The organism is Streptomyces sp. NPDC001513, assembly GCF_042894695.1.
GTDB lineage: Bacteria > Actinomycetota > Actinomycetes > Streptomycetales > Streptomycetaceae > Streptomyces.
Genome location: NZ_JBIAVU010000006.1, coordinates 92,002 through 113,143, shown reverse-complemented (window position 1 = coordinate 113,143; position 21,142 = coordinate 92,002). Strand labels below are relative to the sequence as shown.

Genomic DNA, 21,142 nt, shown 5'->3' with positions numbered 1-21,142 from the left:
CCGAAGTGGAATCCCTCGCACCCAAGGGCCGGTGAGCAAGGGAGAGAACATTGAAGTTCGCTGATCTACTGGCCCGGTTTACCGACGTAAGCGAAGAGGCTGACGGGGGCTATCTCGCCCTCTGCCCGGCACACGGGGACTCGCGTCCCTCACTGCGCGTCTGGCGGGGGGATGACAACAAGGTGCGGATCACATGCCGTGCCGGTTGTGAGACTGAGGAAGTCATCAAGTCCGTTGGACTGACATGGGGTCATCTCTTCAACGCAACCGGCGAGGGTCTGACCGTGCCCAAGGAAAAGCCGGTACTTGTCGGCATCGGCCACACTGCCGCCCTCGCTGCCTACGTGGACGCAACGTCTCTGGCCTTGGGCGACTACGGCAGCGCCACGGCAGGGGACGCGCTTGCCTACCTTGACCGGCGCTTTGGCTTGGACCTTGAGTCTGCCGCTGAACTCATGCTCGGCGTGGACGATGGCACCGGCCACAGCTTCCCGTACCGGTCTCGCTCCTTCCTGGCTTACCCCCGGGTGACCGTCCCCCTGAGGGACTTTGGCGGGGTTGCCCGGGGACTACAGGGACGTGACATCACTGGGCAGTGCTCCGGCCGGTGGATATCCCTTAGCAACCCTGAGGGGGCACGGTGGACCCCGTACGGGGTTTTCCGGGGTCAGGGTGGCTACGGGGTCACCCTGGTCACTGAGGGGCCGGGAGACGCGCTCACAGCCGTTTCTGTGGGCTATGACGCCGTAGCCATCCGTGGGGCTTCCCTCTCGCACTCCCCCGAAATCATTGCTGAGCTTGCCGCCGGTCTTCGCGGGTCTCAGGTCATCGTCTGCGGGGACAACGACAAGGCAGGCAACGGCTTTGCCGCGCGTCTGGCGGACGGGCTTGCCGGTCACGGCGTGGACGTCTTCACCCTTGAAGTCCCGTACGAGGGTGCCGACTTGACCGACTGGCGGGAACGGGTCGGGGGGCGACGCTTTCCGGATGCTCTTCACCGCGCGGTGAAGACCGCTCAGCCGGTTGCCGGTAAGCGCGGGTCGGCCCTGGTGGACGCTGAGACCGGCGCGCTTGTGCCGGATGCCGACGAAGCGGCTAGGGCCGTCCGGCTCATGTCTGAGCTTGCGGAGCGCTACGGCTCTTCGGACGTGCTGAACGCGCATGCGCTTGTGGCTTTCACGGGTGGGCATATCAAGTTTGCTGCCGGGCTTGGTTACTACGTGTGGAACGGGTCCGTCTGGGAACGCAGCGAAACCCGCGTACGGCAGGCAATCCATTACATGGGTGCTGCCCTCACGGTTGCCGCCGCTGAGAAGACCCGGGATAAGGACCCGGAAGCAAAGGCTGACCCGGGTGAGGTACTGCGAAAGGTGGCTAAGGGTTTCACCCTCACCCGGAACATTGACGCTCTCATGCGGGAACTCAGGGCCGTCCCGTCCGTCCACGTGGACGCTTCGGAGTTCGACGCTCGCCCTGATCTGCTGAGCTTCAAGAACGGGACCGTGAACCTGCGGACCGGCACCATGCATGAGCACCGCAAGGAAGACATGCTCACGTATGCGCTGGACATCCACTACAACCCTCAGGCGGAGTGCCCGCGTTGGGAATCCTTCCTTGAGGAAATCTTCCCGGATAACCCCGAACTCTCCCCGTACATGCGCCGGTTGGTCGGCTACGGGATCACAGGCAACGTGTCCGAACAGTGTTTCGCGGTGCTGTGGGGCAAGGGTGCCAACGGCAAGTCAGTCTTGACTGACACGCTCACGCATGTCTTCCGCACGGTCAGCAAGACCACACCGTTCGCCACATTCGAAGAGCGCGGGTCGGGGGGCATTCCCAACGACATTGCGGCCCTGAGGGGTAGCCGATTGGTCATGGCCAGCGAGGGCGAGTCAGGCAAGCCCATGTCGGAAGCGATTCTCAAGCGGGTCACTGGTAAGGACATGATCGCTGCGCGCTTCCTGCGGCAAGAATTCTTTGAGTTCAAGCCCAGCTTCCTTCTCATGCTCGCCACAAATCACAAGCCTAAATTTCGCGGCCAGGATGAGGGACTCTGGCGACGCGTCAAGATGATCCCTTTCAAGCGCTGGTTCGCTCCTCACGAGCGGGACCACACCCTTGACGTCAAGTTGGCCGCTGAGGCTGAGGGAATCGCACGGTGGGCCGTCCGGGGTGCAGTCGAGTGGTACGCCGATGGGCTGCAAGACCCATCCGTCATCATGCGTGCCGTCAAGGAATACCGAGAGACCAGCGATGCACTCGCAGGCTTCTACCCGGGTGCCCTTGAACCGTGTGACGACATGTGCCAGACCCCGGGCAACGACGCATTCAATCTCTACCTTGAGTGGTGTGAGGCTGAGAACCTTCCCGGGCGTGAGCGCTGGACGCGCACCACGTTTTACACCGCCATGGAAGAGCGCGGGGTAACCCGCAAGAAGACCAACAAGGGCATTGCCCTAGTGGGTTGCCGCATTGCCGGTCAGTCGCCTGCCGCCACCGGTCCGGGCATCTTCGCCAAGTAACCGTATCCGCCCGTCCGTTGGGGGATCACCTACTAATTTAGTAGGTGGTCCCCCTTTTTTTGTCCCTGGGGGCAGCAGTGCAGATTTATCGTCACAACGTGGCAGGCGAGACCGTCACGGTCCACGTGCCTGAGGATGAGCGGGACCTAGACCTTTTCCGGGCATGGGTGCTTGAGGCTGACGCACGAGGGCCCGTAGCGCTAGATACGGAAACCACCGGCCTTGATCTCTTCTCAACCGGCTACCGCCTGAGGACAGTTCAGTTCGGAGACGCGTACAACGCGTGGGTCATTCACTGGGAGTTGGGGGGCTACTTCGTCAGTGCCGCCCTGTACGCGCTCCGCGTGGTCCAGCGCTTCCGCATTCATCACGCTCCGTTTGATTGGCTCGTGTTGGACCGGCATGCGGGTGTCTCTCTTGAGTCCCTCGCTCCCCGTACGGTGGACACCAAGATTCTTGCCGGGCTTGTGGACCCTCGCCAACCCCAAGAAGGTGGGATTGGGACCGGCCTCAAGCCGCTCAGCGGGTACTACGTAGACCGGTCCGCCCCGGATACTCAGGGGGACCTTACGGCGGTCTTCCGCTCCCTGGGGCTCACCAAGGCAACCGGGTGGGCAGGCATCGACCTTAGGCACCCAACTTTCAATCTTTACGCGGGACTTGACGTCATTCTCACGTCTCGTCTCGCTCCCATCCTTGCTGCTGAGCTTGACCGGCTAGGGGTGCGGGACGTGCTTGTTGAGTACGAGCACGCCATTTCTCGCATGTGCGCGGTCATGCAGCGCAAGGGCATGGTGCTTGACGTCGATTACGTCACCACTCTGTCCCGCATCCTGCGCGAGGAAGAGGCGGAGTACAACGACGTTGCCCGCCGGTACGGGGTTGAGAACGTCAACTCGACCAAGCAGATTGCGGAAGCGCTCATGGGCATGGGCGAGACGCTGACTGAGCGGACGGCATCCGGTGCCGTCAAGGTGGACAAGGCTGTATTGCTGTCCCTTGCTGACATGTCTATGCAGTGGGAGCGCGTACACATGCGCACGCCCAACCCGCTTGCCGATGCGGTGCTCAGGGCTAAGCGCGCGGGCAAGTGGTGCACCACGTACGCGGATACCTTCCTTGAGACCGTGGATGACGATGGACGAATACACCCGTTCATCCATTCCATGGCCGCACGCACAGGCCGTATGTCTATCACCCGTCCGGCATTGCAGACTCTTCCGTCGTCAGACCAAATGGTCCGGCGGGCATTGCTTGCCGAAGAGGGTCACGTCATGGTCTCTACGGACTTTGCTGCCGTAGAACTCCGGGTATTGGCTGCGCTTGCCGATGTCAAGCAAATGAAATCGGCTATCCGGAATGGGGAAGACCTCCATTCCTTTACGGCCCGAATGGTGTTCGGCCCGAACTTCACCGACAAGCACCGCAAGATTTCCAAGGGCATCGCTTTCGGAAAGGTCTACGGCGGTGGCCTCGCCACTATCCAGCGGCAGACCGGCGCCCCCGTAGACGAAGTGCGGGAAGCCATGGCCGCTTATGACCGGGTGTACCCGGAAGTGAAGCGCGCCTCTACCCGGTGGCAGCGGGAAGCCTTTCAGACCGGCATGGTCCACGTGTCGGCAACGGGCCGACGTCTCCCCCTAGACCGTGACCGCACATACGCCGTGGTCAACTACGCATGCCAAAGCACCGCCCGGGACGTCTTGGGTCAGTCCATGCTGAACATGCAGGAAGCCGGTCTACTGGACTACCTCCGCTTGCCTATCCATGACGAAGTGTTGGCAAGTGTGCCGAAGGAGGACGCAACGGACATCGCGCGTGAGATCGAGCGGTGCATGACGTTCGAACTCTTCGGAGTGCCCATCGAAGCGGAAGCGGAGATTGGGAAGCGCTCATGGGGGTCCCTGTACGGGGCCGACTACTAGTCATACCTGTGACCGTGCTCACATCGTTACTACGGAGCGTGCACGTCCTACTACAGAGGGACCACCTACTAATTTAGTAGGTGGTCCCTTTGGTGTGTGTGACCGAAACGTTGCCGTCCGGTTTGCTGACGTGCCGACCAAGATCGAACCTTGCAAACTGCGGTTACGGTCCCGTGACACGCCGCATGGTTCCTTCAATCTTGAGGATGAGCCCCCCACCTGCCCTTTGATCCGTTCGCTACCGCCCCTCACGGTGGGCGCCTGAGCGCTCCGAATCGCCGTTGCCGTTGTCATATGCCGGACGTAGGTTCCAGTCAGCAAAGACGAACGGCCCTGATCAAGCCCCGTCGGCACCCCAGACGGGGCTAGGTCTGTCGTTGTCTCACGCTCGGTTTCCATGGCACCCCCTTGCCTAAAACAGAGTGTGGCCTAGCTCACACCTGATCAGCGGCTCTCACAGCCCCGTTCTGGAATCCCTCGCCCCCAAGGGCCAGGGAACCCAACGAACGCGCTGGAGAGTCCCAATGCTGAACATCACCGCTGAGCAGATCACCGCAGCGAAGAACAACGAGATTGACGCCGTAACCCACCTGATTCGGGAGACGGAAGAGCGGGTCATTCAGATAGCCCGCAAGCACGCTGCGAGCGGCGGAAGCGTTAACCACAGCCTTGCCGAAGAGCTTGCCCAGGTTGGCCGCGTAACCGTCTGGGAAGTGATCTCCACTTTTGAGGGCGAGGACCCGGCGCAGTTCTTCACCTACATTGACCGCCACGTGTCCGGCGCTATCAGCGCTGCCCGTCGCGAAGAGACCCGGCAGGGTGTCAGCACCACCACCAGCAAGTTCTTTGAGACGGCCCTGAGCGCTGCCGCTGGTGACCCGTATGAGGCTGAGCGGCTTGTGCAGGATGCTGACTTTATGGGCGACCGTCGCATGTCCCCTGAGCGTGCCTACTCGGCCCGAATGGCTTGGCAGGGTACTGACTCGCTGGACGCCCCCCTTGGCGCTGACTCTGAGGGCGGGGAGGAACGAACCCTTGGGGACACCATCGTGAGCACGTACGGCGTGCCGGATGACCTTGTGACCGCATCTGACATTGAGTCGGCCCGTCGCAAGGAAACCCGCACCCGCGTTCGCCGCACGCTGGACAAGATGGGTAAGCGCAAGGGCGACGTCATCCGAGGGACGTACGGCATAGCCCCCGCACCCATGGCGTTCGGTACGGACAACGAAGACATGCTTGCCGCGTGGCTGGACATGCCCAAGGCTCAGGTCCGGCAGAACCGCGCCAAGGGTCACGCTCGCTTCGCTGAGCTGTATCTCAAGGGCGAAACCGTGTGAGTGGAATCCCTCGCACCCAAGCCCCGGTAGAGACCCTCACACGCTCAGGAGAGAACGCGATGCGCCCCACCATTTACACCACGGCTGACGGTTCCACCATCGAGATCACGCGGCGCGGTTACATCGTGGACATGCACGTTCGGAATGCTGCCGGGCGCACGGTCGCCACGGTAGAGATGAACGACGACGACGCTTCGGCCCTGGTGGCTGATCTCAGGGCAACGCTCTAATGCCGGGCCTTACCGGCCGCTCCCCCTTCCTCGCATTCATGACACCGGAGAGAGACGACATGCTCAACATCGTTAAGAAGACCGAAGCCACGCTCAGCGCAGAGACCGGCCGAATCCTGGCTTGGTTCACCGACAAGGAAGAGGGATTCATTTCGGTTGCCGTCCCGGGTGACCGGGCGAAGATGACCCCGGCTCAGGCCCGCGCGTTCGGGCTGTGGCTCATTGAGGCGAGCGAGACGACACGCACTAAGCCGGACCCGCTGAACATGCGTGCGTCTGCTGCCGCCCGTCATGAGGCCGTGAAGCGTCTTGAAGCGGAGCTTGGCCGCGCCACCTTCACCCCGCGTCCGCGCTGGTGACCGGCTTCAAGCCTCCTAAGCTGACTAGCGAGGCTCAGCGGGCAGCGGAGTACATAGCTGACCGGTCCGACATATGGCGAGCGGCACGGGCCCTACTGGACGCGTACGAGTGGCCTGAGGGCTACTTCCCTGAGGACGTTCTAGGCGTGGCTCAGTTCCTAGCCGGTGACGCTCAGGCGTAACCGCTCCCACGGGGGACCACCTACTTAAGTAGTAGGTGGTCCCCTTTTTCGGTAAAGGAGAGATCACGGTGCACAGCTTTTCGACCCTTCAAGCACAGGAAGCCGCGCGATGCATTCGCGCGCTGTACATGGCTCTAGTGCGTGAGGGGTTCATGCCCGATGACGCAATGGAACTACTCAAGACCGCAATCACCCCGAGCGAGCGCAGATGATCCGCAGATGGTTTGAGCGGCGCCGCGAAGAGCGTGCATGGATTAGGGAGTTCAAGCGTGGCCAGTAGGCGGCTTTCTTGGGATGAGTATTTCCTGAACGGTGCTAGGTGGGTTGCCACACGTGCCGACTGCACCCGCGCTCAGGTTGGGGCGGTGCTGGTCAATGCGAACCATGAGGTTCGGGGTACGGGCTACAACGGCGCCCCTGCCGGTGTTCCGGGGTGCGCGTCTACCGGGTCTTGCCCGCGTGGCCAGCATGCGCGCACGCGTAGGCCGTTCGAAGACTGGAAATGCACATGCGGGGAGTCGTGGCCCTGCCCCAACGCATCCGAGCCTGATAGCGACTACAGCAATTGCATTGCCGACCACGCGGAACGCAACGCGATTGAACACACTCCCCCAAACGAACTTCCCGGGTCCACGCTCTACGTGACGCGTGAGCCGTGCCCGCAGTGCTGGACGCTCATCCTGGCTTCCGGCATTGCCCGCGTGGTGACACCCGGACGGGCATACAAGCGGGGGTGACCACCTACTAAATTAGTAGGTGGTCTTTCGCCGAATGGGCTTGATCGGATGGTTCCGAACCCGTAGTGTCCTCCTTGTAAGAGCAACCCGAACGGAAGGCAAGACAATGAGCGTTAAGGTCCCGGCCCACCTTGAGCCTTACGGCCCCTACTGGGTAGAGTTCAACTTCACGGACACTGAGACCGGGGTAACGGAACTCATCAAGCACACCTACGCAACGGAGTTCGAAGCGATCCGCTGCACCGGATTCCAGAACTACAGCAACGTTAAGTTGGTTGCCCACTCCGACAACATCGACCGCAGCAAGTACCGCTACTGAGTAGGAAGCCCCCGGGTGGTCGTATCCCCCGGGGGCCCTACCGGTCCCCATCACACAGAAGAGGCAGCATGGCTAACAAGACTGACCGCGCGGCATTCCTGGTTCGACTGGGCGAGATGATCGGCATTCCCCCGACCGCCGAGACGGCGCGTGAGGTATACGAGACCGTCAAGGCCGAGGGTCCAACCCTGGGCACGTCGGTCAACTGGCAGAGCGCCGTAGAGTGGCTGATCAAGAACTACGAAGAGCAGACCGACGATGACGGGCGAGTCTGGGCAGCGCAGCAGGGCCGTACGTGGCTGACGTACGCCAACGAGTGAGCTAGACCACCCGAACGAGTGAGGACCACCTACTAGATTAGTAGGTGGTCCTTCCCGTATGGTCTGTCATGTCAGAGCAACACAACGAAGGGGTTGGGAATGAGCGAGACCGGCGAACTGCGACAGACTGAGGCAGGCTGGACGGTGTGGGCTGAGGGCACTGAGTTCTCTAGCCCCCTGCCGCTCACCGTGGCCGCTGATCTGCTGCGACGCGTCCGCAACGGTGCCGGACATGCTGACGTCGAATACGTGATGGTGTCGGCTGAGGCCAACGAGTCGATTGCTGCTGAGTTCGCCACGACCGAAGAGGTTGCCAACGCGTTTCACCGGGTCGTATCCGGTGAAGCGCTGCATACGGTTGCCATGCCGGGCGGGTTTGCGGATTTCTTCGCCGGAACCAACATCGCTGCGGGTGGCGACGACAGCGACGAAGAATGCAAGGCTGCCCGTCTGGCCTTTGAGGGCGGCAAGCGTCGCAGGCACGGCAAGCGTGGCTACAGCGTGGCCGTGACCGCATCCCGTCGCATCCTGGCTATCTTCACTGAGTACGCGGAAACCGTGCTCCAATTCGACGCCGAGGAGTCAAGCAAGGCTGAGCGTGATGGCGCGCTCAAGTGGATGGAACGCGTGAGCGCCATCTAGGCAACACCCCAGAGGGACCACCTACTAATTTAGTAGGTGGTCCCTTTTCGTATGCTCACTGACGGGTAGTCACATGACATGCCCCTGCCATGATCAATAACTCTTGGCTGATTGTCAGTGGCTGGGTGTAGGTTTTTGGCTCACGTGTTCGAGCCATGGGGGGCGCAATGATCACAAATGGATGGGAACCTACGGTCACGTTCAAGACAGAGATTTACGAGCGGGTAGCCGTGGACCGGTGGGCTTGGGGGGCCGCCGGAGACGACTTCCCCGACATGCCCGACGCTCTTACCGGATCGGCTCAGCTAGGCCGTGGTCTGTACGCGTGCTCTGCTGCCGTGGCCCGGCTTATGACCGGGGATCACTCCCGCTTCCGGCTTGTGGCTCACGCGCTGCCGTCCGGCGCCGTGGTGGGGGTCCATGAGTGGCACATGTCCAGCGAGCTACGGCAATACGTGCCAAGCCACGCACCATGGGTGCTGTGGGATGAGCGGAACGCGTTGGGCGAGTGCGCGTGATCTTCCACCCTGGGGCTGATCGGGTTGTCCGTCTCAAGGATGAGCTTTCAGGTTCCTTAACCCTCCCTTATGGCTGACGGAACTAGTGCTTCCGGTTGTGCATGGTTAGGCCATGCCTGCCGCGCCGTTCGAAATTGAACTTTCGGTCACCGTGCCCGTGCCGTCTGCGGACGGACGTATTGAGTACCTGACATGCCCTCAGCTAGAGACGCTGACGGCCGTTGACCTCATTGATACGTGGGCCGACGTTGACCCTGTACTCAAAGCCCATGGCCATGCCGTGGGCCGCATCCTCCGGCGCCTGCCGTACTGGGGTTTCCGAATCACCGCCCGGGGTCAACTCTCCCGCCGGTTGCTGGGGGTTGGGGAGTGGATCAAGTCCGCCGAGTCTGGCGAGCATCGCGCTTCGATGCTCTGGACGGCCGAGGGGCTGTTCCCCCTCAACCCCTGGGGGGATCGTCCGGTTGTGGCGCTTACGGGCCTTTCGCACGTAGTGCCCCGGGTCGGGACCTAGGGCCCGTCTCTTACCGATCAAGACTTGAATGTGAAACTATCTTGCGGAATCACCCGTTCCACTTGTGAGGCGCCTTGTGTCTACGCGACGCATCGTCATACCCGCTGCCGCTGCCACGGCCGGGGTTTTCTGCCTACTCAGCTATGCGGTTGCTGCCGCACCTGAGAGGCAACGTCCCGCGTCCGTGGTGGAGCCTGAAACCCCGTCACCCCTGCCGGGTGACACTGCCAGCGCGAGCCCCTACAGGGCCCCCGAGAGCCCGCTGAGCCCCGTATCACCCAAGGGGACGTCCAAGCCCTCAGCGCCCCTCACAAAGGCGCCTAGCGCCCCTGCCTCACCCAAGGCAGTACCAAGCCCAACTAGCCCGTCCCCAAAGCCCAGTAGGACCCCGGACAAGCCGCTCACGCAGAAGATGAAAGACAAGCTGCGCGACAAGCTAGAAGAGGCCGTTCCGGGCATCGAGAAGATCCCCGGTTGGGCCCTGCCGATCGTTGCCGACATGCAAGAGCGCTCTATGCCCGGCACGGTGCTGGACGCGTCGGTTATGCCGGACGGCACGCTTGTCATCCGGGGCAGGCTCAGGGCCGACCACAACCACGCCTTGAACCTGAGCGGGCTTGCCGTGGCGTGGTCGGCAACACCCGCCCCTGAGGGGCTAGACGTGGTCCTGGTGGTCACTGACCCGACCACGGCCACACCGGAGACACCGGCTGAGGTCACGGTCACGGCAACGGACCTAGCGACGTCTGAGACGGTCACTGAGTCCGCAGAGATCACGGACCCCAACACGGTCGCCGGTACGTCCTGCGGCACGCTCAGCGCGGCTGTGAAGGAAGCGGCCGGAGTGCTGACCCCGACTGAGCCCGTGATCACTTAGGGTTATTTCCGCGGGGCCGGTCATGTACCTGCATGTCCGTTTCACCCCCCTGCCCAGAATGCCGGCTGAGCCTCAAAATTTTACTGAGCGTGGCCAACTCCCCCGTCACCTGCCAAGGGTGGCGGGGGCTCAGGCGTACGCGGGTCCTATCCTGCGCCCATGGATGAAACCAGGGGCTACGACCTAGTGACCGGCACGCGCGAAGAGCTGATTGAAGAGCTTGAGGAGCGCGCGACGGGGTGGCATCACATGGCGAGCGATAAGAAGCGGGACCGGGCCCTTGAGGCAGTGCAGTCCCTCAAGGACGGGTCTTTCAGCGTCCGGGTGGGTAGGACTATCTACACGGTCGCGGGTGCCGCTGTACCGGGGAACCGCGCGGCCGGTGACGAAACGGCTGTCAACGCGGACGACTCCCTACCCGACCAGCGTGGACAGCGTGACGAAACGGCTGACAATCCCGTTTCGTAGCGCGTAACGTGCTAACCCCACTCGTCGGCTGACGAGTGATCAACTCACCTTCACCAGTGAGGAAAACCGAACATGTACGCACCGCTAGCGGACAACGCTCAGGCGTTGGGAATGTCGCTGCACCGGAGCCCCCGTGGTGGGTCTGGTCAAGCGATCTTTGACCGGACTTGGCCCGGGGGTTCGGCATGACAGAAAAGATCACTTCCACGCGCCACGGCGTGACGATCATTGCAACCCCGGCTCACGGGTGCGGCGTGTGTGGCGCACTGGCCAAGCAGTACGCCGAAACCCGAGACCGTGATCTCTTGCTTGAGATCAACAACCACCCGCACGCGGAACCCAAGCTCAAGACCAAGGTTGGTCAGTTGCTGCGTGCGGGGGTGACGGTCACGTGACTCTTCCTGCCGAACACACTCCCGCATTAGAGCCGGTGCCCGTATCCGGGTGCCGGTACTGCGCGGATCAGTACGTGTGGCGCGAGGTCGCCCGCAGGTGCGGGCACATGGGGCTTGTACGGGCCCGAAGCAAGGAGATTGCCGCCCACCCCCATGGCGCCGAGGAAAGGCCGCTCACATGACCGTCAAGGCAGTAATGCGCTACGTAGAGCACCGCATAGTGAGCCACCCGAAAGGGGAACTCACGCTCACCGCTCAGTGCCTTGACGGTGACTGTGGATGGGCCTGCGAAGCGTCGGCAGACTTGGCCATGGTCGATCGCGCCTGCATGGCGCACACCGGCCGGACGGGTCATCCCACGTTTGCTCGGCGCTATGAGGACGTTGCCCTTGTGGAGCCGGTGACGAAGTAAAAGAGGGCCCCCGGACAGTCGTATTACCCGGGGGCCCCTGAGCCCATCCTAGAGCCCCGGTTGCCCGTCCCCCACACGGGCGGCCGGGGCTTTGTCGTTCGCCCCTCAAACGGCCCCTGGGGCCGCTAGGATCACGTCCGTTCCCCTTGTGGGGTCGCGTGGTCGGGTAGCTCCTGGCCCCGGCGCCTACTTGGACGCACGCCCACCGGTCCGGACCGGTTTAAGTGGTGGAACAGGCCCCGCCGGAGTAGCTACCGGCGGGGCTTTCTGCTGTCCGCCCCCAGACACAACAAGAGCCCCTGCCGGAGTGGGTCCGGGGGGCGTCTGAGGGGCGTTTCCGCAGGTCAGCGTACAAGTGCGTTAACTGGTACTATCCAACGGGACGGCGAAGGAGGCGTACTCCTTCGGGACGCCGAGGCGTTCGGTGACCTTCTGGGTGACCGGCATGGTGCCGACCGAGGAGCGGGAGACGAAGGCCAGCTGGATGGCGGGCCAGGCGCCCTTGAAGAACTGGATCGGGTTGACCTTGGCGACCGTGGCGAGCAGCAGCGGGTAGACGCCGAACATCACGAGGGCGCAGCCGATGTAGACGTCGGCGGTGAAGGTCGCGTACTTGCCGATCAGGTCCCAGCCGTACGTGGCGATCGCGGTGCCGATGAGGCCGATGGTGCCGATCGGGGCGAGGCGGATGACCCACCACAGGGCCTTCTGGAGCAGTTCCAGGGCGGACTCGGCGAGGTCCAGGACGGGCTTCGCCTTGCTACCCAGCTGGAGGGCGGCGATCCCGGCGACGACGGCCAGGAAGACGATCTGAAGGACCTTCAGGTCGGTGAACGGCGTGACGATGTCCGTCGGCACGATCCCCGTCAGGAAGTCGATCCAGGAGCCGGTCTTCTTGGGCTCCTTGCCGTCGGCCGCGGTGAGGCCGGTGCCCGAACCCGGGTCGGTCAGCAGGCCGATCGCGAGGCCGATGCCGACCGCGATCAGCGAGGTGATCATGAACCAGAGCAGCGTGCGGGTGGCGAGCCGCGCGGCGTTGTTCACCTTCCGCAGGTTGGTGATCGACACCAGGATCGCGAAGAAGACGAGCGGGGCGATGGCCAGCTTCAGCAGCTGGACGAAGATGTCGCCGGTCTTCTCCAGGGTGGTGGCGAGCCAGCTGATGTCCTGGCTGCGGGCTATCCAGCCGAAGAGGACACCGAGGGCGAGACCGGCGACGATCTGGGCCCAGAAGGGGAACTTGAACGAGGCCTTGGCAGGGGCCTGGGGGGTCGCGGACACGGACACTCTCCGGAGGTGGCGCACAAAGACAGGGGGGAATGCTGCGGTGGTGATGCGGTGCGGCAGCAGCCGGAAGGAGCCGGCCGGGACCGCTGCTGTATCGATTCAGCTCAACAGCAACAGGCCGCGGACGCGCGGCGGCAGAGGTCGACGTGCAGGCGCATCACGAGCGGGACGCTCGTGGTCATCGGGTGCGCGGCTGTGGTCAACATGTTCGACACGCTAACACTTCTCCTTTGGGAATCTCAAAGGGGCCCTTTGAGACAACGGCGCACGAGGCCCTCTTGCGCCGACCCGGAAAACACCACCGCCCCAGCGTTACGGGCGGTATACCCGGTGCTGGGGCGGTTCGATGTGTGATGAAGCCAACTGTGGCGTTACGAGCGCACGCGCGCCGCGTCGTCGACCTCGTCCTCCTGGCTGCGGTTCGCGGCGAGCTTCTCCTTCGCACCCGCTACGCGCCCGGAGATCTGCTGGGACATCGCGTCGCGCTGCTTGCGCAGGAGGACGAAGGAGAGCGGCGCGGAGAGGACGAGGGCGAGCAGCACGATCCAGGCGGCGTTGGCGTCGCCGAGGCCGGAGGGCACCCAGCCGAGCCGGACGAGGCCGGCGACGACGACGAGGCATCCGATGAAGATGCCCAGGCGCATCGCGGTGTAGCGGATCGCTGCGCTCGGCTTGAGGGACACGGTGACCCCTTCTCTCTCGTCGTGGTCGTACGTCGGCTGGTGCCCGTCCAGTGAAGCACGCCGGGCCCGCGCCGCGGCCCTCCGGGGTGGGGACGGGCGGCACCCCGCCCCCCGCGGCACCCCGCCCGTCAGTACAGCGGCAGCAGCATCGTGATGTCGTCGCGGTCGTCGCCGGGGGCCACCCGGACGGCGCCGGGGACGCGGCCGACCTCCTTGTAGCCGCAGCCCGCGTAGAAGTGCTCCAGGCCGTGGCCGCCGCGGCAGGTGAGGCGGATCGCGTCGACGCCGCCGAGGGAGCGGGCCGCGGCCTCCGTCGCGGCCATCAGCTCGCGCCCGTAGCCCTTGCCCTGGTGGCGGGGATGAACCATGACCGTGTACGCCCACAGCCAGTGGAGCTGCAGCCGGTGGGCGTTGCGGGTGAGGAAGGCGGTCGCGGCGACCGAGCCGTCCTCGTCGCGCCCGACGAGCAGGCGGCAGCTCCCGTCGGCGACGCCGACGAGGTGCTTGTCGAGTGCGGGGCGGATGTCGTCGAAGGTGACCGGCGGTACGAAGCCCACGGCGCCGCCCGCGTTCGAGACGTCGGCCCACAGCCCGAGGATTCCATCACGCAGGGAAGGGTCGACGACCGGATCCAGAGTGAAAGTAAGGGTCATTCTGCAAGTTTACCCATTACCTCATCGGCCCGTCCAGACAAAGCTAAACCCCGGCCCATGGGCCGGGGTTAACTCGCGAGGAGAGGGGTCGGACAGGGCCGACAGGACGTCAGACGCGCATGGCCTGGGGGGTCTCGCGCAGCCCCGCCTCCGGGCCGGGGTACTCGCGGATGATCTCGTAGCGCGTGTTGCGCTCGACCGGGCGGAAGCCCGCTTCCCGGATCAGCTCCAGCAGGTCGTCACGGCCCAGCTTGTTCGGGGTGCCGTAGTTGTCCGCGTCGTGCGTGATCTTGTACTCGACGACCGAGCCGTCCATGTCGTCCGCGCCGTGCTGGAGCGCGAGCTGGGCGGTCTGCACGCCGTGCATCACCCAGAAGACCTTGACGTGCGGCACGTTGTCGAAGAGCAGGCGCGAGACGGCGAAGGTCTTCAGCGCCTCGGCGCCGGTCGCCATCGTGGTGCGCGCCTGGAGCTTGTTGCGCACCTTGCCGTCCTGCATGTCCACGAAGTCGTGCTGGTAGCGCAGCGGGATGAAGACCTGGAAGCCGCCGGTCTCGTCCTGGAGCTCGCGCAGCCGCAGCACGTGGTCCACGCGGTGGCGCGGCTCCTCGATGTGCCCGTACAGCATCGTCGAGGGGGTCTTGAGGCCCTTCGAGTGCGCCAGCCGGTGGATGCGCGACCAGTCCTCCCAGTGGGTGCGGTGGTCGACGATGTGCTGCCGCACCTCCCAGTCGAAGATCTCCGCGCCGCCGCCGGTGAGGGACTCCAGACCGGCCTCGATCAGCTCGTCCAGGATGTCGGAGGCCGACATGCCGGAGATCGTCTCGAAGTGGTGGATCTCGGTCGCCGTGAACGCCTTCAGCGAGACGTTCGGCAGCGCCTTCTTCAGCTCCGAGAGCGAGCGCGGGTAGTAGCGCCACGGCAGGTTGGGGTGCAGGCCGTTGACGATGTGCAGCTCGGTGAGGTTGTCGTTCTCCATGGCCTTGGCCAGGCGCACGGCCTCCTCGATGCGCATCGTGTACGCGTCCTTCTCGCCCGGCTTGCGCTGGAACGAGCAGTACGCGCACGAGGCGGTGCACACGTTCGTCATGTTGAGGTGCCGGTTGACGTTGAAGTGGACGACGTCACCGTTCTTGCGCGTGCGCACCTCGTGGGCGAGGCCACCGAGCCAGGCCAGGTCGTCCGACTCGTAGAGGGCGATGCCGTCCTCACGGGTCAGCCGCTCGCCGGAGCGGACCTTCTCCTCCAGCTCACGCTTGAGCCCAGCGTCCATGTACCGGTCGCCTCCTCTAGATGCCTCTGCCTGTCCTGCGAACCCTGCCCCACCGTACTCTCAGGCTTCCTCGGGCAGCTCCCCGACCCGGTTCTCCCACTTCGTGGAGAGCACGATGGTGGTGCGGGTGCGCGAGACGCCCTTGGTTCCGGAGAGCCTGCGGATGATCTTTTCCAGGCCGTCCACGTCGCTGGCGCGCACCTTGAGCATGAAGGAGTCGTCGCCCGCGATGAACCAGCAGTCCTCGATCTCGTTGAGGTCGCGCAGCCGCCGGGCCACGTCCTCGTGGTCGGCGGCGTCGGACATGGAGAGTCCGATCAGCGCCGTGACGCCGAGGCCGAGCGAACGCGAGTCCACGGTCGCGCGGTAGCCGGTGATGACGCCGGCCGTCTCCAGACGGTTGATGCGGTCGGTGACGCTGGGGCCGGAGAGGCCCACGAGACGGCCCAGCTCCGCGTACGAGGCACGACCGTTCTCCCGGAGTGCCTGGATGAGCTGCCTGTCCACCGTGTCCATTACGTGGAGCCTTCCATTATTCGGCGATCCTGCAAGTCTAGGTATAGAATCTAAGGCACACAGGGTCAACACCCTGTGAAATCTTTCAGCAGATCAATAACGATCTTCAGGAGTGGTACACCGTGTTCACGATCGAGATGGCTCACGCACACATGCGACAGCTCCAGGAGCTGGCCAACCGATCCCGTGCCCACCAGCCCGCCGCCGCCTACCGCGTCGACAAGGCCCGCAAGCCGCTGTCCGGCAAGAAGGCCTAGTCACCACCGTTCGCCCCCCGGGGAGTTCGGGACCCTCCCAGCTCCCCCTCCCAACGGCGGTACAGCCGGTGCGGCACCCCTGCCGCGTCCAGCACCCGCCCCGCGACGAAGTCCACCAGATCCTGGATGTGCGTCGCACCCGCGTAGAACGCCGGAGAGGCGGGCAGCACGACCGCGCCCGCCTCGTCCAGCGCCACCAGGGCCTTGAGGGTCTGTCCGTTCAGCGGGGTCTCCCGCACCGCGACCACCAGCCGGCGCCGCTCCTTGAGCGTCACGCTCGCCACGCGCTGGAGCAGGTCCTTCGACAGTCCGAGCGCCACCCCCGCCACGCAGGCCGTGGACGCGGGGACGATCAGCATCCCCTTGGCCGGGTACGAGCCCGAACTCGGGCCCGCGGCCAGGTCCCCGGCGCCCCAGTACCGCACGTCGTCCAGTTCGGGCCGCGCGAAGGTCCCGGGCTTCCCGTCGGCCCCCCGCTGCAGCCACTCCCCCAGATCGTCCCGCCAGTGCGCGTCGCGGAAGGCGATCCCGGTCTCGTCCAACAGGGTGAGCCGCGAGGCCCGGCTGACCACCAGGTCGACGCTCTCCCCCGCCGCCAGCAGTCCGCGGAGCACCGCCGCCGCGTACGGCGTCCCGGACGCCCCGGAAACCCCGACCACCCACGGGGTGCGCTTGCGCTCAGTCATACCTCCGAGACTATCCGGCCACCCCGGGCGGGCACTCGGTAAGGTGCCCGGACGTTCCCGTACCGGGACGCTGTGAGGGGGACGGACAGGATGAGCACGACGAGCACGACGGTCCATCAGGGCGAGTTTCGGCAGAGCGACCGCGCGAAGACGGCCGCGAAGCTCATGCTGGGCTGGGTGGCCCTGCTGTGGGTCCTGGAGGCCGTCGACTACGCCACCGGGCACGCGCTGGACGCGTACGGGATCGTGGCCCGCGACCCGGACAGCCTGACGGGCGTCGTCACCGGCTCCTTCCTCCACCTCGGCTTCGACCACGTCGCCTCCAACAGCGTTCCGCTGCTGGTCCTCGGTTTCATAGCGGCCCTGTCCGGGATCCGGCACTTCCTCGTGGTGTGCGGGCTGATCATGCTGGCGGACGGCATCGGCACCTGGCTGATCTCCCCGCCGGACACCATGACCCTGGGCGCCTCGGGCGTCGTCTTCGGGCTCTTCGGCTACCTGGCGGTCCGCGGCTTCGTGGAGCGCAAGGTGCTGGGCGTCGCCGTGGCCGTGGGCATCGGGGCCGTCTGGGGCGGCACGATCGTGACGGGCATCCTCCCGACGGACGCGGGCGTCAGCTGGCAGGGCCACCTCTGCGGCCTGGTCGGCGGAGTCCTGACGGCCCTGTTCTACCGCCGCCCGGGCCGCCGCCGCCCCGCCCTCACGGTCTGACGCCGGCGGGCTGGGGGCTGATGACCGCTCAGAAGGTCAGACCCCGGACCACGAGGTCCAGCGAGGCGCACACGAACAGGGCCATGCCGATGAAGCCGTTGACCGTGAAGAAGGCGCGGTTCAGGCGGGACAGGTCGTGCGGGGTCACGATGGAGTGCTCGTAGAAGAAGGCGGCGACGACGATCGCCAGGCCCACCCAGAACAGCGGGCCCGCGTCGGTGGCGAGGGCGTACCAGGCCAGCAGGGCCGTGGTCACGACGTGCGCGCCGCGGGCGCCCCACAGGGCGGCCGGGACGCCGAAGCGGGCCGGGACGGACTTGACGCCGTCCGCGCGGTCCGATGCCACGTCCTGCGAGGCGAAGATCAGGTCGAAGCCGCCGATCCACACGCCCACCGCCAGGCCCAGGATCACCGCGTCCCAGGACCACTCGCCGGTGACGGCCAGCCAGGCCCCGATCGGCCCTATGGCCTGCGCCAGGCCCAGGATGGCGTGCGGGAAGTTCGTGAACCGCTTGCCGTACGGGTACACCACCATCGGGATCACCGCGACGGGCGCCAGCATCAGGCAGAGCGGGTTCAGCAGCGCCGCCGAGCCGAGGAAGACGGCGAGCGCGATCCCGGCGCCGGTCCAGGCCGAGCGGACCGACACCGCGCCGGTGACCAGCTCGCGGCCGGCCGTGCGCGGGTTGCGGGCGTCGATCTCGCGATCGATGATCCGGTTCGCGGCCATCGCGAAGGTCCGCAGACCCACCATGCAGACCGTGACGAGCAGCAGCTTGTCCCAGTGCACGTGCCGGTCGAGCCGAAACATGGCGGTGAGCGCGGCGATGTAGGCGAAGGGCAGCGCGAAGACCGAGTGCTCGATCATCACGAGCCGCAGGAACGCCTTGACCTTGTTGCCCGCCTCCGGCGCGGGTCCCGGTCCGAGGACACCCTCGGCGGTCGTCATCATGCGAGGGCTCTCCGGAATTCTTCGAGGTCGGCCAGCAGGCTCGCCCGGGAGATCGTGCCCGTCTCCAGGGAGACCGTGGGCGCGCCCTCCGGCTCGGGCGGGGTGGCGTGGACCGTGAACACGTAGCCCTCGCCCGTGCGGGCGTCGGTGTTCGGGCGGCCGTCGAGCCGCAGCACCGCACCGGCCTCCACGGTGAACGGCTCGCCGGTAACCAGCGCGGCCTGCAGCCGCTCCGCGAAGTCGTCGACCTCGGAGTCGCGCACGCCGGGCAGCTCGAAGCCGCCGTCGGAGTCGAAGTCGTCGTCCAGCACCAGGGTCCACATGTTGCCCGGACCGGCGAACTCCTCGGGCGAGATGCCCGCCTGCTCGGCGGCCGCGCGGACACCCGGGTCCGCCGGGTCGAGCTCGGGGCGCACGAGGAGGAGGAACGTCGTGTCCTCGCCGATGAACAGTGCCGGTCCACCGAAGTCGGAACTCACAGGCCGTACTCCTTCCAGCGGCGGTCCACGAGGGCCGCCGTCGCGGGGTCGGACTCGACCATGTCGGGCCAGCCGCCGTCTCGGGTGTAGCCCTCCTCGGGCAGCTTCTTCGTCGCGTCGATGCCCGCCTTGCCGCCCCAGAACTGCTGGTACGAGGCGTGGTCCAGGTGGTCCACCGGCCCCTCGACGACGGTGAGGTCGCGGGAGTAGTCCGTGTTGCCGAGCGCCCGCCAGGACACCTCGTGCAGGTCGTGGACGTCGCAGTCGGCGTCCACCACGATGATCAGCTTGGTCAGCGACATCATGTGCGCGCCCCAGATGGCGTGCATGACCTTCTGCGCGTGCTTCGGGTACTTCTTGTCGATCGAGACGATCGCGCAGTTGTGGAAGCCGCCCGACTCGGGCAGGTGGTAGTCCACGATGTCCGGCACGATGATCTTGAGGAGCGGCAGGAAGAAGCGCTCCGTCGCGCGGCCCAGCGGCCCGTCCTCCGTCGGCGGCCGGCCGACGACGATCGACTGGAGCAGCGGGCGCTTGCGCATCGTCACGCAGTCGATCTTCAGCGCCGGGAAGGGCTCCTGCGGGGTGTAGAAGCCGGTGTGGTCGCCGAAGGGACCCTCCGGCAGCATCTCGCCGGGCTCCAGCCAGCCCTCGATCACGACCTCCGCGTTGGCCGGGACCTGGAGCGGGACCGTCTTGCAGTCGACCATCTCGATCCGCTTGCCGGCGACGAAGCCGGCGAAGAGGTACTCGTCGATGTCACCGGGCAGCGGCGCGGTGGACGCGTACGTCACCGCGGGCGGGCAGCCGAACGCGATCGCGACGGGCAGCCGCTCGCCGCGCTTGGCGGCCACCGCGTAGTGGTTGCGGCTGTCCTTGTGGATCTGCCAGTGCATGCCGATGGTGCGCTTGTCGTGGCGCTGGAGGCGGTAGAGGCCGAGGTTGCGCACACCCGTCTCGGGGTGCTTGGTGTGGGTCAGGCCCAGGTTGAAGAAGGACCCGCCGTCCTTGGGCCAGGTGAAGAGGGCCGGCAGCTGGTCCAGGTCGACGTCGTCGCCGGTGAGGACGACCTCCTGGACGGGCGCGGAGTCGCCCTTCACCTTCTTCGGCGGCACGTGCACCATCGAGCCGAGCTTGCCGAAGGCCTCGCGGACGCCGATGAAGCCCTGCGGCAGCTCCGGCTTGAGCAGGCCGCCGATCTTCTCGCTGATCTCGCCGTACGACTTGAGGCCGAGGGCCTTCAGGAGGCGGCGGTCGGTCCCGAAGACGTTCATGGCCAGCGGCATGGCCGAGCCCTTGACGTTCTCGAAGAGGAGCGCGGGGCCGCCCGCCTTGTTCACTCTGTCGACGATCTCCCCGACCTCCAGGTACGGGTCGACTTCGGCCTTGATGCGCTTGAGGTCGCCCTCCCGCTCCAGAGCCCGGAGCAGCGAGCGGAGATCGTCGTAAGCCATAGGGGCAAGTATCCGTCACCAACTACTCTGGAGGTGTCACCGGGGCCCGAGCGGGCCTGCCGTCACTGCCGGGGAGTCGGTTCCACACCGTGCTGCGCTATCTGCCGTTCCTGCTGATCCTCGCGCTGACCATCTATGCCTTCATCGACTGCCTGAACACGCCCGAGGAAGAGGTCAAGCACCTCCCCAAGGTGGTCTGGGTGATCATCATCCTGCTCTTCTCGATCGTCGGGCCGGTGGTGTGGCTGTTCGCGGGCAAGAAGCGCTCGGCCGTCGGAAGCGGCGGCCGCGGGGCCCGCGGGCGGACCCAGTGGGTCGCGCCGGACGACAATCCGGAGTTCCTGAAGTCCCTGCGCGACGAGCAGGAGAACAAGGACAAGGACAAGAACGAGAAGAAGGACAAGGGCCGGGACCAGGACCAGGACTAGGGC

Annotated in this window: 23 protein-coding genes and 1 pseudogene; 15 read left to right on the top strand and 9 right to left on the bottom strand. The window is 65.4% G+C overall.

What is annotated here, in order from left to right; all coding sequences use genetic code 11:
* The first annotated feature begins 50 nt into the window (after positions 1-50).
* The 12 genes from ACFYZ4_RS15075 (at position 51) to ACFYZ4_RS15020 (ending at position 11,348) form a co-directional block, all read left to right on the top strand.
* On the top strand, positions 51-2,522 hold the full coding sequence (locus ACFYZ4_RS15075; RefSeq protein WP_390784068.1) for a phage/plasmid primase, P4 family: 2,472 nt from the start codon (positions 51-53) through the stop codon (positions 2,520-2,522).
* Between the two features lie 98 nt (positions 2,523-2,620).
* Positions 2,621-4,447, top strand: coding sequence for a DNA polymerase (locus tag ACFYZ4_RS15070; RefSeq protein ID WP_390784067.1), 1,827 nt, complete (start codon positions 2,621-2,623; stop codon positions 4,445-4,447).
* Positions 4,448-4,971: 524 nt separating this feature from the next.
* Complete coding sequence (locus ACFYZ4_RS15065; protein ID WP_390784066.1) at positions 4,972-5,787, top strand: hypothetical protein; 816 nt, start codon at positions 4,972-4,974, stop codon at positions 5,785-5,787.
* A gap of 59 nt (positions 5,788-5,846) precedes the next feature.
* On the top strand, positions 5,847-6,017 hold the full coding sequence (locus ACFYZ4_RS15060; RefSeq protein WP_390784065.1) for a hypothetical protein: 171 nt from the start codon (positions 5,847-5,849) through the stop codon (positions 6,015-6,017).
* 59 nt (positions 6,018-6,076) lie between these two features.
* Positions 6,077-6,376 (top strand): hypothetical protein, encoded by a 300-nt coding sequence (locus ACFYZ4_RS15055; protein ID WP_390784064.1) that lies wholly within the window; start codon positions 6,077-6,079, stop codon positions 6,374-6,376.
* Between the two features lie 427 nt (positions 6,377-6,803).
* On the top strand, positions 6,804-7,295 hold the full coding sequence (locus tag ACFYZ4_RS15050) for a deoxycytidylate deaminase (protein WP_390784223.1): 492 nt from the start codon (positions 6,804-6,806) through the stop codon (positions 7,293-7,295).
* 106 nt (positions 7,296-7,401) lie between these two features.
* A complete protein-coding gene (locus ACFYZ4_RS15045) occupies positions 7,402-7,614 on the top strand; it encodes a hypothetical protein (protein ID WP_390784063.1) in 213 nt (70 codons plus the stop codon).
* A gap of 68 nt (positions 7,615-7,682) precedes the next feature.
* Complete coding sequence (locus tag ACFYZ4_RS15040; protein WP_390784062.1) at positions 7,683-7,934, top strand: hypothetical protein; 252 nt, start codon at positions 7,683-7,685, stop codon at positions 7,932-7,934.
* A gap of 99 nt (positions 7,935-8,033) precedes the next feature.
* Positions 8,034-8,576, top strand: a complete 543-nt coding sequence (locus tag ACFYZ4_RS15035) for a hypothetical protein (RefSeq protein WP_390784061.1) — start codon at positions 8,034-8,036, stop codon at positions 8,574-8,576.
* Positions 8,577-10,020: 1,444 nt separating this feature from the next.
* Positions 10,021-10,485 (top strand): hypothetical protein, encoded by a 465-nt coding sequence (locus ACFYZ4_RS15030; protein ID WP_390784060.1) that lies wholly within the window; start codon positions 10,021-10,023, stop codon positions 10,483-10,485.
* A 159-nt stretch (positions 10,486-10,644) separates the two neighbouring features.
* Positions 10,645-10,953, top strand: coding sequence for a hypothetical protein (locus ACFYZ4_RS15025; RefSeq protein ID WP_390784059.1), 309 nt, complete (start codon positions 10,645-10,647; stop codon positions 10,951-10,953).
* 185 nt (positions 10,954-11,138) lie between these two features.
* Complete coding sequence (locus tag ACFYZ4_RS15020) at positions 11,139-11,348, top strand: hypothetical protein (protein WP_390784058.1); 210 nt, start codon at positions 11,139-11,141, stop codon at positions 11,346-11,348.
* A gap of 775 nt (positions 11,349-12,123) precedes the next feature.
* On the opposite strand, the pseudogene ACFYZ4_RS15015 reads toward ACFYZ4_RS15020, so the two are convergent.
* The 5 genes and pseudogenes from ACFYZ4_RS15015 to ACFYZ4_RS14995 form a co-directional block, all read right to left on the bottom strand.
* Positions 12,124-13,047 (bottom strand): annotated as a pseudogene (locus ACFYZ4_RS15015) (dicarboxylate/amino acid:cation symporter); the annotation flags it as partial.
* A gap of 371 nt (positions 13,048-13,418) precedes the next feature.
* Complete coding sequence (locus tag ACFYZ4_RS15010; protein WP_384341593.1) at positions 13,419-13,691, bottom strand: DUF4229 domain-containing protein; 273 nt, start codon at positions 13,689-13,691, stop codon at positions 13,419-13,421.
* A 167-nt stretch (positions 13,692-13,858) separates the two neighbouring features.
* Positions 13,859-14,383, bottom strand: coding sequence for a GNAT family N-acetyltransferase (locus ACFYZ4_RS15005; protein ID WP_351292252.1), 525 nt, complete (start codon positions 14,381-14,383; stop codon positions 13,859-13,861).
* Positions 14,384-14,492: 109 nt separating this feature from the next.
* Positions 14,493-15,656: an aminofutalosine synthase MqnE gene (gene mqnE, locus ACFYZ4_RS15000; protein ID WP_351292249.1), complete on the bottom strand. Its 1,164-nt coding sequence runs from the start codon at positions 15,654-15,656 to the stop codon at positions 14,493-14,495.
* A 60-nt stretch (positions 15,657-15,716) separates the two neighbouring features.
* The gene (locus ACFYZ4_RS14995; protein ID WP_351292247.1) at positions 15,717-16,172 is read right to left on the bottom strand and encodes an Lrp/AsnC family transcriptional regulator; all 456 of its coding nucleotides are present in this window, start codon (positions 16,170-16,172) and stop codon (positions 15,717-15,719) included.
* Between the two features lie 122 nt (positions 16,173-16,294).
* Between ACFYZ4_RS14995 and ACFYZ4_RS14990 the strand changes: the two genes are divergently transcribed.
* Positions 16,295-16,429 carry a hypothetical protein gene (locus ACFYZ4_RS14990; RefSeq protein ID WP_267884487.1) on the top strand — a complete coding sequence of 45 codons (135 nt, stop codon included), beginning with the start codon at positions 16,295-16,297 and terminating at the stop codon, positions 16,427-16,429.
* On the opposite strand, the gene ACFYZ4_RS14985 is transcribed toward ACFYZ4_RS14990, so the two are convergent.
* Entirely contained in the window at positions 16,426-17,115 is a 690-nt protein-coding gene (locus ACFYZ4_RS14985; protein ID WP_351292245.1) for a UbiX family flavin prenyltransferase, read from the bottom strand. The two genes, ACFYZ4_RS14990 and ACFYZ4_RS14985, sit on opposite strands and share 4 nt — an antisense overlap.
* A gap of 90 nt (positions 17,116-17,205) precedes the next feature.
* Between ACFYZ4_RS14985 and ACFYZ4_RS14980 the strand changes: the two genes are divergently transcribed.
* Positions 17,206-17,826 carry a rhomboid family intramembrane serine protease gene (locus ACFYZ4_RS14980; protein ID WP_390784057.1) on the top strand — a complete coding sequence of 207 codons (621 nt, stop codon included), beginning with the start codon at positions 17,206-17,208 and terminating at the stop codon, positions 17,824-17,826.
* Positions 17,827-17,854: 28 nt separating this feature from the next.
* On the opposite strand, the gene mqnP is transcribed toward ACFYZ4_RS14980, so the two are convergent.
* The 3 genes from mqnP to ACFYZ4_RS14965 are packed head-to-tail and all read right to left on the bottom strand — an operon-like array spanning position 17,855 to position 20,711.
* Positions 17,855-18,778: a menaquinone biosynthesis prenyltransferase MqnP gene (gene mqnP / locus ACFYZ4_RS14975; protein WP_351292241.1), complete on the bottom strand. Its 924-nt coding sequence runs from the start codon at positions 18,776-18,778 to the stop codon at positions 17,855-17,857.
* Positions 18,775-19,257 carry a hypothetical protein gene (locus ACFYZ4_RS14970; protein ID WP_351292239.1) on the bottom strand — a complete coding sequence of 161 codons (483 nt, stop codon included), beginning with the start codon at positions 19,255-19,257 and terminating at the stop codon, positions 18,775-18,777. The genes mqnP and ACFYZ4_RS14970 overlap by 4 nt, the downstream gene beginning before the upstream one ends.
* Entirely contained in the window at positions 19,254-20,711 is a 1,458-nt protein-coding gene (locus ACFYZ4_RS14965; protein WP_053789440.1) for a menaquinone biosynthesis decarboxylase, read from the bottom strand. Before ACFYZ4_RS14965 ends, ACFYZ4_RS14970 begins: the two co-directional genes overlap by 4 nt.
* Before the next feature lie 89 nt (positions 20,712-20,800).
* Between ACFYZ4_RS14965 and ACFYZ4_RS14960 the strand changes: the two genes are divergently transcribed.
* Entirely contained in the window at positions 20,801-21,139 is a 339-nt protein-coding gene (locus ACFYZ4_RS14960) for a PLD nuclease N-terminal domain-containing protein (RefSeq protein WP_390784056.1), read from the top strand.
* Positions 21,140-21,142: the final 3 nt, after the last annotated feature.